Origin of the sequence: Micromonospora sp. WMMD967 (assembly GCF_029626165.1) — a bacterium.
Taxonomy (GTDB): domain Bacteria; phylum Actinomycetota; class Actinomycetes; order Mycobacteriales; family Micromonosporaceae; genus Micromonospora; species Micromonospora taraxaci.
The window spans coordinates 666,815-681,536 of the sequence record NZ_JARUBK010000001.1 but is presented as its reverse complement, the minus strand read 5'-3'; the positions used below and the strand labels follow the sequence as shown (position 1 = coordinate 681,536).

The following is a 14,722-nucleotide window of genomic DNA, read 5'->3' as shown; positions in this document are numbered from 1 at the left end:
GCTCGCCGCGATGTCCACCGACCCCGCCCCCGACCGGTCCGCCGCCGACGGCTACGTCCAGCGCGCCCAACTCCTCGCCGAACTCGGCCGCCACGACGAGGCAGCCGGCGAGTTGACCTACGGGCTGGCGCTCCAGCCGGACGACATGGAAGCCCTCACCATGCTGGCCCGGGTGCACCTGGCCGCCCACCGTCCGGCCGAGGCGCTCACCGCTGCCGATGCGGCAGTGGCTGCCGCACCGGAGGCCCTGCCGCCACTCGTCGTCCGGGCCATGGCGTTGGCCGACCTGGAGCGCTACTCGGAGTCGGCCGCCACCGCCGACCGGATCCTCGCCCTCGGCCCCGCCGACGCGTACGCCCAGCGCAGCGCCGCGGCGATCCTGGCCGACTCCCGCAACGGGCAGCCGGCGCTCAACGCGGCCTGGCGCGGGGTCGAGCTGGCCCCCGAGGAGCCGCAGGCGCATCTGGTGCTCAGCCTGGTCGCCGCCCGGCTGGACTTGTTCGACCTGGCCGAGCGGGCCTACCGGGAGGCGCTGCGGCTCGATCCGCGCATCGCCGAGGCCGGGCACGACGTCGGTGTCATGCGACTGGAGCAGCGTCGCTGGTCGGAGGCACTGGAACACGTGGCCGAAGCGGTCACGATCAGCCCGAGCCGGATCGACTCGCCGCGGACGCTCGCGTACGGCCTGCACCGCCTGGTGCTCTACGGCGCGGGTTGGTCGCTGGCAGCAGCGGTGGTGGTCGCGGTCGCGGCTGCGGCGAACGACGGGTTCTCCCGCGTCCTGGCGGTGCTCGCCGCGCTCACCGGCGGCGTCGTCGTCTGGCAGCTCGCGGCCCGGCTCCCGGGGCTGACCCGGACCGTCCTGCCCGCCATGCTGCACTCGGACCGGGCGATGGCCCTGGCGGTCTACGCAGTGGCCGCCGCGCCGCTGCTGCTGCTGGTGTACGCGGTGGTCGGCTCCCCGTGGCCGCTGGTGCTGGCCATCGCGGTCACGGCGGTGGCCGAGTTCGCAGTCTTCACCAGAACCGCGATCCGCTAACCCAACCAACTCGACGCTCGGCATAACCCGGAAAGATCAACAAGCGTCGGACAGCTCGACCACGTCAGGGTTTCGCCGGAGCCCGCCCCGCGCAGGGATCAAGCCTGACCGCCCGGAGCGGGGCGGGCTCCGGCGAAACCCCAAAGGGCGACTACACAGAACGCGCCCACGTCCAGGCGTACCCCTCGTCCTCGCAGGCGCCGGCGGCGTCGCAGAGGTCCAGGGGGCGGAAGGTGTCGACCATGACGGCCAACTCGTCGAAGTAGTCAGCACCGATGGAACGCTCCGCCGCGCCCGGCTGGGGGCCGTGGGTGAAACCGGACGGGTGCAGGGAGATCGAGCCCTGTTCGATGCCGGAGCCGCGCCGGGCCTCGTAGTTGCCGCCGGTGTAGAAGAGCATCTCGTCGGAGTCGACGTTGTGGTGGTTGTACGGCACCGGGATCGCGTCCGGGTGGTAGTCGACCTTGCGGGGCACGAACGAGCAGATGACGAAGTTGGGGCCCTGGAAGGTCTGGTGCACCGGCGGGGGCTGGTGGATGCGGCCGGTGATCGGTTCGAAGTCGTGGATGGAGAACGCCCACGGGTAGAGGTGGCCGTCCCAGCCCACGACGTCGAACGGGTGCCGGGCGTAGACGTAGCGGGTCCAACCTCGTCGGTGGCGGACCAGCACCTCCACCTCCTCGCCGTCGACGAGCAGGGGAGTGTCCGGGCCGCGGACGTCGCGCTCGCAGTAGGGCGAGTGCTCCAGGAACTGGCCGCGTACGGAGAGGTAGCGCTTGGGTGGGCCGATGTGGCCGGACGCCTCGACGGTGAGCAGGCGGACGGGCTGGTCGCCGGTGGGCACCAGCCGGTGGATGGTCGAGGTGGGGATGATGACGTAGTCGCCGGCGACCGCGTCCAACACCCCGAAGGGGGACTCGACCCGCAGGGTGCCCGACTCGACGTACAGGCAGTGGTCTCCGGTGGCGTCGCGGAACAGTGGTGAGGGCCGGTCGGCGAGAACGTACCCGATGCGGACGTCGTCGTTGGCGAGCAGGTACTGCCGGCCGAGGACGGGGTCGGAGCCGCCGGTGTCCAACTTGTGGGTGCGCAGGTGGCGGGGCTTGAGCGGCAGGTTCGGTGTTCGGGTGAACGTGAGCGGGGCGAACTCGTCGGCGGCCAGGATCGCGGTGGGCGCGTGCCGGTGATAGAGCAGCGACGAGTCGGAGGAGAAGCCCTCCTGGCCCATCAGCTCCTCGGCGTAGAGCGTCCCGTCGGGCTGACGGAACTGGGTGTGGCGCTTGCGCGGCACGTCGCCGACGCTGCGGTAGTACGGCATCTCGCCTCCCGATTTGTTCCGTTCACCGATCAACAGCGTCCGATAATCGGACACTGTTGTCCGTTCCTCGTAGCGTCCCGTACATTCTTGTTCCGTGTCAACGCAGGTGCCCGCACTCCTCGACGGCCTGGTGGACGACGCCGCCGTCTTCCCGCCGGGCAGCGCCACGCTCCCCGACGCGCTCGCCGCTCACCGTCGACACCGCGCGGCCTGGTACGCGGACCTGGTCGGCCCGCTGCTCCTTCCCGCCTCGACCGTCGCGGCGGGCGAGTTGACCGGCCTCGTCGACCCGGGCGAGGGTCTGGTGATCGGGTTGATCGGTGACACGGGCATCGCCCGCCTGCCGTTCGCGCTGTCGTTCCTGGGGCCCTACGGCATCACGGCCCGACAGGTCGAGGTGGCGGTCGCCAAGCGCGGCGAGGATCCGCTGCCCGGCATCGCCGAACTGCTGCAACTCACCGACGCGATGCCGGGTGTCGAGGCCGTCTACGCCGAGCTGCCGTTGACCTTCGGGCTGATGGGCGCGCTGGACGCGCTCGCCGCCGCCCGCGCCGACGGGGTGCCGATCGCCGCCAAGTTCCGCACCGGCGGTCTGGCCGCCGAACTCTTCCCCACACCGGCCGAGCTGGCCGCCGTGATCTGCGCCTGCCGCGACCGGGGCCTCCCGTTCAAGCTCACCGCCGGGCTGCACCAGGCGATCCGGCACCTGGACCCGGAGACCGGCTTCACCCACCACGGCTACGCCAACGTGCTGGCCGCCGCCCTGGCCGCCGCCGACGGCGAGCGCATGGAGACGGTCGCCGAGCTGCTGACAGTTCTCGATCCGCGGCCCCTGCTGGAGCGCGCGAGCGCGCGGCTGGACGCGCCGCGCCCGCTGTGGGTCGGCTTCGGCTCGTGCAGCATCCTGGAACCACTGACCGATCTGATCCGGCTTGGGCTGGTGAACGGGGGCTACGACGCATGACGTGGGTGACCGGTGCCGACGGTTCGCCGTACGGGGTGACGAACCTGCCGTACGGGGTGTTCCGGACCGACGGGGGGCAGCCACGCATCGGCGTGCGGATCGGGTCGTGGGTGTTCGACCTGGCCGCGGCGGAGGCCGCCGACCTGGTGCTGGCCGCCGGTACGCTGTGCCGGCCCACCCTCAACGACTTCATGGCGCTGGGCCGTCCGCAGTGGACGGCGGTCCGGCAGCGGATCACCGAGCTGCTGACCGACCCGGCGCACCGGGCCGCGGTGGAGCCGCTGCTGGTGCCCCTGGCGGACGTGGAGCTGCTGCTGCCGATCGAGGTGGCGGACTACGTCGACTTCTACTCGTCCGAGCACCACGCATCGAACGTCGGCCAGATCTTCCGCCCCGGTCAGCCGCCGCTGCTGCCGAACTGGAAGCACCTGCCGATCGGCTACCACGGGCGGGCCGGCACCGTTGTCGTGTCCGGCACACCGGTGGTCCGACCGACCGGGCAGCGCCCCTCCGCCGACGGCCCGGTCACGGGCCCCTCGGTACGCCTCGACATCGAGGCCGAGGTGGGCTTCGTGGTGGGCGTACCCAGCGCGATGGGTCAGCGGGTCGCTGTCGACGACTTCGCCGACCACGTGTTCGGCGTGGTGCTGGTCAACGACTGGTCGGCCCGGGACATCCAGGCCTGGGAGTACCAGCCGCTCGGGCCGTTCCTCGGCAAGTCGTTCGCCACCTCGGTGTCGGCCTGGGTGACGCCGCTGGACGCGCTCGGCGACGCCTTCGTTCCCGCCCCCGACCAGGATCCGCCGGTGGTCGACTACCTGCGGGACGTGCCGCACCTCGGCCTGGACCTTCGACTGGTGGTCGAGTGGAACGGTGAACAGGTGAGCGAGCCGCCGTTCGCCACCATGTACTGGACCCCGGCGCAGCAGTTGGCGCACCTCACCGTCAACGGCGCGTCACTGCGTACCGGCGACCTGTACGCCTCCGGCACCGTCTCCGGCCCGGACCGGTCGCAGGTCGGATCGTTCCTGGAACTGACCTGGGGCGGGGCGGAGCCGGTCAAGGTGGGCGACGAGACCCGCACGTTCCTGGCCGACGGCGACACGGTGACCATCACCGCCACCGCGCCCGGTCCGGACGGCACCACCATCGCCCTCGGCGAGGTCGCCGGCACTGTTCGTCCGGCCGTCTGAGCGGCCGCCTCCCATCCGTCTCGTGCACGGGACCGGTTATCGCACAGCCCGTGCGATAACCGGCAGTGGTTGATCCGTTGATCGTCCGGATCCCGTTGCCTCGCCGCGCAATCCGGGCCGGACACTGCCCGGCCGTCAGCGGTGGGGCGTCCATCGCACACGGAGGTAACGACGATGCACGATCTTGCGGGCGCGATCTGGCGTACCAGTAGCCGTTCCAACGACCAGGGGCTCTGCGTGGAAGTGGCGGACAACCTGGTCGATGTCCACGGTCTGGTCGCGGTACGTGACTCCAAGGACCAGGCCGGCCCCACACTCGCGGTCAGCCCGCCGGGGTGGACAGCCTTCATCGGCGCGATTCGAGCCGGTCGCTTCGAACGCTGACCGAAAGCCTCGGCACCGGTCGACGACGCCCGGTGCCGAGCAACGGTCCAATCGGACAGAGTGGCCTCCGGGTGGTGGAAATTCCGTCCGGGGGCCCCGTCCGGCCCTCACTCCGCGTACCGTCGGGGACACGGGAGGGCGGCATGTCGACGGTGGCGGTTACCAGAATCATCGAGGCGCACGCTGTCGATGTCTGGCGTCTGCTGACCGACCTGCCCGGCCGTAGCGCCCGGCTGACCGCGGCGGGCCCGATCGAGGTGCTCACCCCGGGGCCGTTCGGCCCCGGCACGGCCTGGCGTGAGGAGCGCGCCCAGCCGGGCGGCGGCACGTCGAGCGAGGAATTCCTCGTGGTGGAGGCACTGGCTCCGCAGCGGCTGGTGCTGTGTTCCTCCGGTGCCGGCGTCGACTACCGGATCACCTGGAGCCTGCGCCCGGTCCGGCGTCGCCGCCGAGGTTGCACGGCGATCACCGTCACCCAGGAAGCGGTGCCGATCGACCCGTACGGCCGGGTGGTGGCTCTGTTGCTCGGTGGCCTCGCCGCGCGTGCGGTCGAGGTGGCGCTCCGGCGTGATCTCGCCGACCTGGCGGCAGCGGCCGGCGTCATCGGCTCGCTCGAAGCCGCCTGAGAGCCGACCGGCCCGACGCGGCGCGGCGCTCGACCCAGGGCCTGTTCCGATCGCTGACGCCGTCCGGGCCGCACCGGGCGTGACCACCGTCGCCGCGACCTGAACGGGCTGCGGCCGGTTCCGCTGGGTAGGGTGCCGGGCGGAGGTGCGGCATGGGGTTCCCGAAGGGCCGGCGACGGCTCGTGATGGTGGTCGCGGCGCTGCTCGCGACAGCGGCCGTCGCGGTCGTCGTCCACCGGGTGCTCGCACCGGCGGAGGTGAGCACGGTGGCGAGGGGTGAATACCCGGCCCCGGCCCGGCCGCCCGCCGGAGTGATCGGCCGGCTTCCGGTCGCCCCGTTGATCGTGGACGAGAGGCTGCGGGTGTACGCCGCGCACCGTCAGGTCTATGCCGACCGGCCGGTCGACGGGCGGTACCGGACCAGCCCGTACTGGTCGTACCGGCGCTGGCCGGCGGAACTGACCGGGATCGTGGCCAGCGGCAGCACTGTGGTCAGCCGCTGGTCCGACGGCCGACTGGTCGCGCTCGACGCCCGGACCGGCGGGGTGCTCTGGAGAGCCGACGGTCCGAAGCCCACCCCGACTGCCGCTGTGGTACGCCGTACCGGCGCGGCCACGGTCTGGGAACCGCGCGGGCTCCGACTCGCCGACCTTCCGGGCGGCCGGACGGTGGTGGTGGTCAGCGGGGACGCCCAGGCGCGCGGGGTGGAGCTGGGCGACGGTCGGGAGCTGTGGCGGGTAGACCTGCCCGGCAGTTGTCGCAGCGATGTCGGGACCACCGCCGCCGGTGAGCTGATCGGTCTGGACAGGTGTGCCGGGCCGGCCACGATCGAGTTCCGGGACGCGCTGACCGGCGTGGTGCGCGAGCGTTGGCGACCGCCGGGTGGTTCCTCCGACGAGTTGGTGGTGACGCCACTCGGCTGCCGTACCGGACAGTCGGACTGCCTGGCCCTGCGGACCGCCGGTCCGGGCGACGCGGGCGGTCGGGGTTGGCTGCTGGGTGCCGGCGCGCCGGTCGCCGCCCCCGCGCTGGATCCGGCCGGTGCCGTGTTGGTGGGTGAGCAGGCGGTCGTCGTCCTCGACGGGGTCGCGGTGGGGCGCTCGGCGCGGACGGGTGCCGAACTGTGGCGGTCCGCGGACCTGGGCGAGGCCCGGGTGCTGGCCGCACAGCCCGGCCGGGTGCACCTGCTGACGGAGGTGAACGACCTGGTGACGCTGGGCCCGGCGACGGGTGCGCAGCTGTCCCGCTTCCGCCTCAACGTGGGTTCGGACGGCACCGGCTGGGTGCCTGGGGCGGTGACGGCCACCGCTGGGTACGTGGCGATGGAGCGACTCCGGCGGCCGGTCGACCCGGACGCGGATGACCAGCGGTACTTCCTGTCGTCCGAACCGGTGATCCTGGCGGCGAGCTGAGGCGGGGAGCCGGCAATCACGGTTCCGGTTCATGTTCGGCGGTATGGTCCCCTCAACATCACTCTGTGTGATCCGGGGGTAACTGGAATGCTGCATCGACGACTCTCCGCGATCCCGGTCGCCGGCCGGCTGGCTATGGTCGTGTTCGTCGTCCTCGTGGCTGCGCTCCTCGCGCCGGTCGCCCCGAACGCCGTCGGCCAGCCGTCGAGCAGGGCGGTGGTGGCGGCGCCGAGCGCCGGCACCGGAGTCACCTTCGAGGTGCGCCCGGCGCCGACCACGGCCCCTCCCACGCAGCCGCCCACTCCGACTGCGCAGCCGACGGAGACCGCTCGTCCGCAGCCGCCGACCCGCTCGCCGCAGCACGGCGGCGAACTGCCGGTCACCGGTGTGGGGCCATCGTTCCTCACGCTGGTCCTGGCGGGTGCGGCGCTCGTGATCGGCGGGGTCCTGCTGCGTCGGCGGCGGTCGGCCGGTTAACTGAAAACGGACAAAAAGCACCTTACTTCCTTCAGACTGCTAGGCGGCGGACAGCAGACTGAAGGGCTCGGCCTCAATGCGGTTTCTACGACGAACGGTGGCCACGGTCGCCTCCCTGCTCGTGCTGCTCGGTGGTCTGGTGGCCCTGCCCGCGCAGCCGGCCTCGGCGGCGCTGGTCCGCACGTTCAGCCCGCGCTTCCAGGAGAGCGAGCGCGGAGATGTCATCTTTGCCGGCAACACCCTGGTGACCTGCTCGACGCCGAGCGGCCCGTGTGCGACCGCGCAGACCGGCACCACCGCCAACAACAACGACTTCACCGCCCGCTACGTCGACGTGGACAGCGTCGCCGCGACGACCAACTCCAGCAGCGCCACGCTGACCGTGCCGACCGGAGCCAGCGTGCTCTGGGCAGGTCTCTGGTGGATGGGCAGCGCCGCGAGCGGTGACGCCGGACGCGCCAGCATCCGGCTCGCCCCTCCCGGCCAGCTCTACACCACCCTCCAGGGTCAGGTCAGCACGGGCAGGGTGGCCACCAACGGGGGCGTCGCGTACTCCGCGTTCGCCGACGTGACAGCGCTCGTCACCGGCAGCGGGAGCTACACAGTGGGCGGCCTGACCACCACGCTGGGCGCGAACGCGCGCGGTGGGTGGGCCCTGGTCGCGGCGATCCGCGACCCCGCCCAGCCGCTTCGCAACCTGGCGGTCTTCGACGGGTACGCCGAGATCAGCTCCGCCGCGGCCGACTCCCGGGTGACCACCACCATCTCCGGTTTCCGCACCCCCAGTGCGGGCGCTGTGACGGCGCGCATCGGGGCGATCGCCTCGGAGGGGGACGCCGGGCTGACCGGCGACGGCATCTCGTTCAACGGGGTCGCGTTGAACGACGCGCTGAACCCGGCGACGAACTTCTTCAACAGTTCGGTCACCCGGCTCGGCTCCCGGGTGACAGCGAAGAACCCGAACTATGTCAACCAACTCGGCTTCGACATCGACTACCTGGCCGCGCCGGCCGGCTCGATCGGCAACGCACAGACCTCCGCGACGGTGGCGTTCAGCACCGGCGGTGAGTCGTACGAGCCGATGGCGCTCTTCACCGCCATCGACATCCTGGAACCGGACGTCATCGCCATGAAGACGGTCGGCCGGGTGGGTGGCGGGAGCCGCGTGGAGCCCGGCGACCAGCTCGAGTACACGGTGTCGGTCACCTCCAGCGGCAACGAGAACGCCACCACAGTGCAACTCACCGACGCCATCCCGGCGGCCACCACGTACGTGCCCGGGTCGTTGAGCGTCAACGGTGCCGCTCGTACCGACGCCGCTGGTGACGACCAGGCCGGCTACGTCGCGGCCAGCAACCGGGTGGTGGCCAACCTGGGCACCGGCGCGACGGCGGCGGGCGGCGGCACGCTGGTCACGGGGGCGGTGAGCACGGTGCGCTTCCGCGCGCGGGTCGTGGACTCGCCGGCACCCGGTGTGACGGTGGCCAACCAGGCGAGTATCAGCTACGGGTCGCCGACGTCGAGCACCGTCTACACGGATCTCACCGACGACCCGTCGGCGGCCGGCGTGGGGGATCCCACCCGGACCGACATCAACGACAGCCCGCAGGCGCAGGCGGTCCAGGTAGGCACGGCCGAGGACACCGCACTCACCTTCACCCTGCGCGACTACGTGGTGGAGCCGGACGGGGACGAGGTCACCTTCACCGTCACGTCGACGCCGTCGGCGCAGGGGACGCTGACCTGTGCGTCGTCCGGCGCCTGCACCTATGTCCCGGCACCGAACGTCAACGGATCGGTGGGCTTCAGCTACACCGTCTCCGACCCGTCCGGACGCTCCGCCTCGGCGACCGGCACCATCACCGTCGCCGCCGTCAACGACGCGCCCGTGGCGGTGGCCGATCGCGCGACCACGGCGGGCGTGACACCGGTGGCCGTGGCAGTGCTGGCCAACGACAGCGATGTGGACGGAGACCCGCTCTCCGTCGTACCGGCGACCGGCGGGACGGGTAACGGCAGCTTCGTGTGCGACACCGTGAGGTGCACGTACACCGCAGGGGCGGGCTTCGCCGGCGAGGACAGCTTCGAGTACACGGTCCGCGACCCGGGCGACGGCCGGGCGACGGGTCGGGTCACGGTGGTGGTCAGTCCGGCGGCGGGTTCCGGCCTCTCGATCAGCGCGCCGGAGACCGCGGTTCTGCCCACGGTTCGGGTGGGTGCCCCGACTGCCAACGGGGTGCTCGGCCCGGTAGTGGTCACCGACGACCGTGGCGCGCAGTCCGGTAGTTGGACGGCGACGGTCTCGATCACCAGTTTCACGGGCGGAGGCGGTGTGGTGCCAGGCGCCTCGGTGACGTACTCCTCGGGCCCGGCCATGCAGGCCATCGGCACCGGGACGTTCCTGCCGCAGCCCGGCGCGCCTCTGGGCACGTCGCAGATCGCCGCGCGCTGGACCGGGGGCACCGGCCCGAACGAGGTGATGTGGAGTCCGAGCCTCACTGTGACGCTCGATCCGTCGCTGGTCAGTGGCGCGTACCAGGCGACGATCGTGCACTCGGTCGCGTAAGAGGGACAGAAGACGCGAAAGCGCACAATGCGGACAAAAACCCATAAAAATGGGCGGGTGGCTGACGTGCCGCCGCCAACACCCGGCGTTACCCAACTGGAAGTGAGGAAGTCTATGCGCTCTCTTCGTGTGGTGGCCTGCGCCGCCGTAGCCGTCGGGGCGGGCCTCGCGCTGACCACCCCCGCGGCCGCCGCGCCCACCGACAGCACCGTCGTCACGTTCAACGTGGTCGGTGCCGGCCTCGACATCACCGCCCCCGAGACGGCGAGCCTCGGCAGTGGACTGCCCGGCACGGTGCTCAGCGGCTCGATCGGCACCGTGCGGGTGACCGACCAGCGTGGCGCCCCGGACGCGTCGTGGACAGCCACTGTCACCTCGACCCACTTCGAGACCGGCGGCGGCAGCCCCAGCGAGCGGATCCTGGCCAGCCAGATCGACTACTGGTCCGGCCCGGGCGCGGAGCAGGAGGGCAACGGCACCTTCACGCCCGGCCAGCTGACTTCGGCCAACGCCCAGCCGTTGGACACCGTCAACCCGATCGTCGCCTTCACCCACACCGGCGGCACCGGCATCAACAGCGTCGCCTGGTCGCCGACGCTGAACGTCAACATCCCCGCGTCGGCCGTCGTCGGCCTCTACACCGGGACGGTGACACATTCGGTGGCCTGACCGGTTCGGGCTTCGTCTGGCGGTGACGGCGTTGGCCGCGCTGCTCGCCGCCACCCCGGCTGCCCCGGCACCCGCCGGGGCAGCCGCGCCCGGTCCGGAGCGGGACAGGCTCGGCATCCAGTTGCTCGAAGCGCCGGTCGACCGGCGGGCGGACCCGCGCGCCCACACCTACATCATCGACCACCTCGCCCCCGGCAGCACGATCAGCCGCCAGCTCAAGGTGGTCAACCGCTCCGACAGCTGGTACCGCCTGGAGCTGTACCCGGCCTCCGCGACTGTGGACGGCGGGCAGTTCCGGTTCGGTGAGGGCCGCAACGCCAACGAGCTGGTCTCCTGGACGTCGCTGGACCGCTCCACCGTCGCCCTCGGGCCTGGCGAGGAGTCCGAGCTGACGGCGACGATCCGGGTCCCGAAGAAGGCGTCGGCCGGCGAACGGTACGCGGTGATCTGGGCCGCGGTCACGTCCGGCCCGAAGGACGGCGGCAACGTCACCCAGGTGCACCGGGTGGGCATCCGTGTCTACCTCGACGTGGGTGCCGGCGGTGAGCCACCGTCCAGCTTCGCCATCGGCGACTTCACCGCCGGGCGGACCGTCGAGGGGCAGGCCACCCTGGCCGTCGCCGTGCGCAACACCGGCGGCCGGGCGTTGGACCTGACCGGCGCGCTCTCGTTGGCCGAGGGGCCGGCGGGAGTTCGGGCGGGCCCGTTCGAGGTGGTCGACGGGACCACCCTGGGCCCGGCGCAGTCCGGGTCGGTCACCATTGCCCTACCCCCGAAACTGCCCAACGGGCCGTGGCGTGCGGACCTCACCCTGACCAGCGGGTTGGTCAAGGAGACCGCGAGCGCCACGATCACCTTCCCGGAGCCGGGTGAGCCGGCCAGCACCTTCGGACTCGACGACCTGTCGATGATCGTCGGTGGTTCGCTCGCCGTCGGCCTGCTGCTCCTGGCCGGTCTGCTGCTCGTGGTGCGCCGCCGCCGGCAGACGCCACTGCGGGCCGCGCGGCTGAGCTGAGCCGCCGCGAGCACTACAGGTCCACGTGTCAGGTCGCCCGGCCCGCCCACTGCGGCGGGCCGGGCCGACCGCTCAGCCGAGTGCCGCCTCCGCAGCCGCCAGGAAAGCGTCGTTCTCCGCCGGGGTGCCGATGGTGACCCGGACGCCGTCGCCGACGAACGGCCGCACGATCACGCCACGCGCCTCGCACGCCTTACCGAACGCCACCGAACGGTCGGTCAGCGGCAGCCAGACGAAGTTGGCCTGGCTCGTCGGCACGTCGGGCAGGAACTTGCGCAGCGCCTCGGTGACCCGGTCCCGCTCGGCGATGACCAGGGCGCACCGGCGCTCCATCTCGGCAGCCTGAGCCAACGCGGCGAGCGCCCCGGCCTGGGCGGCCGTGCTGGTGGAGAACGGGGTGGTCACCTTGCGGATCGCGGCAGCCACCACCGGCTGGGCGACCAGCCAGCCGATTCGCAGCCCCGCCAGCCCCCACGCCTTCGACAGGGTGCGCAGCACCGCCACGTTCGGCCGGTCCACGTAGTCGAGGCCGTCCGGCACCTCCGCGTCGGTGACGAACTCCCGGTACGCCTCGTCGATCACCACCAGCACGTCGTCCGGCACCGCGTCCAGGAACGCGTCCAGCTCCGCCCGGCGTACGGCGGTGCCCGTGGGGTTGTTCGGGTTGCAGACCAGGATCATCCGGGTGCGGTCGGTCACGGCCGCGGCCATCGCCGCCAGGTCGTGCCCGTGCCCGGCGTCGTTGGGCACCCGCACGCTTGTCGCACCACTGGTCGCCGCGATGATCGGGTACGCCTCGAAGGACCGCCACGAGTAGAGCACCTCGTCCCCGGGCAGGCAGGTCGCCCGGACCAGGTGCTCGGCGAGCGCCACCGACCCGCAGCCGGTGGCGATCCGGTCGGCGTCCACGCCGTACCGCTCGGCCAGCGCCTCCCGCAGCGCGACCACGCCCATGTCCGGGTAGCGGTGGGAGGCAGTGATCGCCTCGGTGACCGCCTCCACCACACCCGGCAGCGGCCCGTACGGAACCTCGTTGCTGGCCAGCTTGACGGCCTCCGGAAGGCCCAGCTCGCGAGCCAGGTCGGCGGGGCTGCGCCCCGGCACGTAGTTGGGCAACGCTTCCAGGTCGGCGCGGGTCAGCCGCAGGGCCGGCTGGTGACGTCCGGAGTCGGTCATGGGGTGTCTCCCGAGGGCTGGTTGCGGTCGTCCGAGGGGGCGGGACCGGGGCGGTAAGGAACCTCGACGACCACGGTCTGCGCGCGCTTGTCGTGCAGCGCCTGACGCAGGGGGTGGTCGAAGAGCGGAGAGAGGGAGTCGACAAGTTGCAGCACCAGGCCGATCCCGGCGCAGTACCAGAGCAGGGTCGGCAGGCCCAGCGTGCTCCACCGGCTCAGTGCCCGGCCGAAGCCCAGCGGCTGGTCGGCGGCCATCGGCACCGCCCGGATCCGCATCACCCGCTTGCCGAAGGTCTGCCCACCGGAGGCCATGGAGGGCACTTCGTACGCCAGCCACAGCGCGGTGGCGATCAGCAGGATCACCACGAGAAGCGAACCGGCCTGCTCGCCGGGCACCGGCAGACCCTCGGCGGACGTGTCGCCGCGCGCGGCGCGCCGGAAGAACTCCTGCCAGTACGGTGCCCACTCCTGCGCCCAGCGCCAGACGAACCAGCCGTTGACCAGCACGTTCAGTGCGAGAATGAGACCGAAGTCGATCAGCCGGGCGGTGAATCGGCGACCGTAGCCGGCCAGCCGGTGGCCGTGCGGCCTCGGCTCGGGCGGTCGTCCGTGCCAGCCGGGGTGACCAGCCGGCGGCACCCAGCCGGGTTGGCCGCCCGGAGGTGCCCAACCGGGCGGACCGCCCTGCGGACCCCAGCCGGGCGGGCCGGACTGTGGCCCCCAGCCCGGGCCCTGTGCTTGCGGTGGGCCGTAACCGGGGCCCTGCGCCGGTGGGTGGCCGTAACCGGGGCCCTGCGCCGGTGGGTGGCCGTAACCGGGGCCCTGCGCCGGTGGGTGGCCGTAGCCGGGGCCCTGCGCCGGTGGTGGGCCGTAGCCCGACTGTGGGCCGTACCCCGGGGGTGGGCCCTGGTGCGGCGTCCCGCCCGGCGCGACGGCTTCGGTGCCGGGGGCGGCCGGGCCGGAGGTCGGCGTCGCGGCCGGGGTGACCGGCTCGACCGGCGGAGGACCGTCCGGCGGGGTGGCGTCGACGGGAATGGGCGCGCCGAGCCAACCCTCGCCGTCCCAGTAGCGTCGGGTCTCGGTGTCGGCGGGGTCGACGTACCAGCCGGGTTGCACGCTCACGCCGTCACTCCGCTTCGCCGCCTGCTGGTTCGCTCGCTCCGCTCGCTCACGTGGACACCTTAACGACGAGGGTTCCCGCGAACTTGTCGTGGAGGCACTGCTGCCACGGCTTGTCCCAGAGCTGCCACAACCCGTCGGCGTAGCTCAACCCCGGGACCAGTGAAGCGCCCAGATGCTGCACCAGCCACCGCCGGCCGGCCATCCCCCGGTCCAGCGTCCGGGACGGGTCGAGCGGCACCACGCGCAGTTTCATGATCTTCTTGCCGAGCGTCTGACCGTCGCGCTTGAGGTACTCGACGTGGTAGAGCCAGTAGAGCCCGAGCATCAGCACGAAGAGCGCGAGCTGGAGCAGCAGGAGCGGCAGGAAGAACTCGACGAAGAAGGTGCCCGGGTCGGGTTCCACCAGGGTGCCGTCCGGGTTGGTCTGGTTCAGCTCGGTGACCATCCGCCACCAGAGGACGAAGAAGACCGGCATGAACAGCACCAACAGGACGGCCGTCGCCAACGCCGTGTCGATCAGCCAGGCCAGGAACCGGTCGCCGAAGCCGGCCAGCGGCTGACCGCTCGGGCTCAGCGGAGGCGGTGGCGGGCCGGTCGGCCCGGCGTACCACTGCGGTGGGGCGTACCCGGGTGGGGCGTACTGCGGCGGCGCGGCGTACCCCTGGGGGTGTGGTCCGGGCGGCGGCACGAAGCCGCCGGCGGCGGGCTGAGGCCCACCGACCGGCGGCGTCGGGTACGACGGAGGCTGCGTCACGCTCGCAA

14 protein-coding genes are annotated in these 14,722 nt (G+C 72.3%); 10 read left to right on the top strand and 4 right to left on the bottom strand.

Going from position 1 to position 14,722, the window contains the following annotated elements; genetic code table 11:
* The first annotated feature begins 10 nt into the window (after positions 1–10).
* Positions 11–1,039, top strand: coding sequence for a tetratricopeptide repeat protein (locus O7631_RS03275; RefSeq protein WP_278142959.1), 1,029 nt, complete (start codon positions 11–13; stop codon positions 1,037–1,039).
* 151 nt (positions 1,040–1,190) lie between these two features.
* Here O7631_RS03275 and O7631_RS03270 read toward each other — a convergent pair whose 3' ends face one another.
* Positions 1,191–2,357, bottom strand: coding sequence for a cupin domain-containing protein (locus O7631_RS03270; protein ID WP_278142958.1), 1,167 nt, complete (start codon positions 2,355–2,357; stop codon positions 1,191–1,193).
* A 94-nt stretch (positions 2,358–2,451) separates the two neighbouring features.
* Here O7631_RS03270 and O7631_RS03265 point away from each other — a divergent pair, with 94 nt between their 5' ends.
* The 9 genes from O7631_RS03265 (at position 2,452) to O7631_RS03225 (ending at position 11,663) form a co-directional block, all read left to right on the top strand.
* On the top strand, positions 2,452–3,321 hold the full coding sequence (locus tag O7631_RS03265; protein ID WP_278142957.1) for a hypothetical protein: 870 nt from the start codon (positions 2,452–2,454) through the stop codon (positions 3,319–3,321).
* Positions 3,318–4,514 carry a fumarylacetoacetase gene (gene fahA / locus O7631_RS03260; protein ID WP_278142956.1) on the top strand — a complete coding sequence of 399 codons (1,197 nt, stop codon included), beginning with the start codon at positions 3,318–3,320 and terminating at the stop codon, positions 4,512–4,514. Before O7631_RS03265 ends, fahA begins: the two co-directional genes overlap by 4 nt.
* 174 nt (positions 4,515–4,688) lie before the next feature.
* Complete coding sequence (locus O7631_RS03255) at positions 4,689–4,898, top strand: DUF397 domain-containing protein (protein WP_088987326.1); 210 nt, start codon at positions 4,689–4,691, stop codon at positions 4,896–4,898.
* A 143-nt stretch (positions 4,899–5,041) separates the two neighbouring features.
* Complete coding sequence (locus tag O7631_RS03250; protein ID WP_278142955.1) at positions 5,042–5,524, top strand: SRPBCC family protein; 483 nt, start codon at positions 5,042–5,044, stop codon at positions 5,522–5,524.
* 152 nt (positions 5,525–5,676) lie between these two features.
* Positions 5,677–6,936: a PQQ-binding-like beta-propeller repeat protein gene (locus O7631_RS03245; protein WP_278142954.1), complete on the top strand. Its 1,260-nt coding sequence runs from the start codon at positions 5,677–5,679 to the stop codon at positions 6,934–6,936.
* Positions 6,937–7,023: 87 nt separating this feature from the next.
* Positions 7,024–7,413: an LPXTG cell wall anchor domain-containing protein gene (locus O7631_RS03240; RefSeq protein WP_278142953.1), complete on the top strand. Its 390-nt coding sequence runs from the start codon at positions 7,024–7,026 to the stop codon at positions 7,411–7,413.
* 97 nt (positions 7,414–7,510) lie between these two features.
* Entirely contained in the window at positions 7,511–9,979 is a 2,469-nt protein-coding gene (locus O7631_RS03235) for an Ig-like domain-containing protein (RefSeq protein WP_278142952.1), read from the top strand.
* A gap of 114 nt (positions 9,980–10,093) precedes the next feature.
* The gene (locus tag O7631_RS03230; protein WP_278142951.1) at positions 10,094–10,648 is read left to right on the top strand and encodes a hypothetical protein; all 555 of its coding nucleotides are present in this window, start codon (positions 10,094–10,096) and stop codon (positions 10,646–10,648) included.
* Between the two features lie 22 nt (positions 10,649–10,670).
* A complete protein-coding gene (locus O7631_RS03225) occupies positions 10,671–11,663 on the top strand; it encodes a hypothetical protein (RefSeq protein WP_278142950.1) in 993 nt (330 codons plus the stop codon).
* 72 nt (positions 11,664–11,735) lie between these two features.
* On the opposite strand, the gene hisC is transcribed toward O7631_RS03225, so the two are convergent.
* From hisC to O7631_RS03210, 3 genes are read right to left on the bottom strand one after another with little or no spacing between them, the layout of a single operon-like run.
* Positions 11,736–12,839 carry a histidinol-phosphate transaminase gene (hisC, locus tag O7631_RS03220; protein ID WP_278142949.1) on the bottom strand — a complete coding sequence of 368 codons (1,104 nt, stop codon included), beginning with the start codon at positions 12,837–12,839 and terminating at the stop codon, positions 11,736–11,738.
* Complete coding sequence (locus tag O7631_RS03215; protein ID WP_278142948.1) at positions 12,836–13,960, bottom strand: RDD family protein; 1,125 nt, start codon at positions 13,958–13,960, stop codon at positions 12,836–12,838. The genes hisC and O7631_RS03215 overlap by 4 nt, the downstream gene beginning before the upstream one ends.
* 46 nt (positions 13,961–14,006) lie before the next feature.
* Complete coding sequence (locus tag O7631_RS03210; protein ID WP_278142946.1) at positions 14,007–14,714, bottom strand: RDD family protein; 708 nt, start codon at positions 14,712–14,714, stop codon at positions 14,007–14,009.
* Positions 14,715–14,722: the final 8 nt, after the last annotated feature.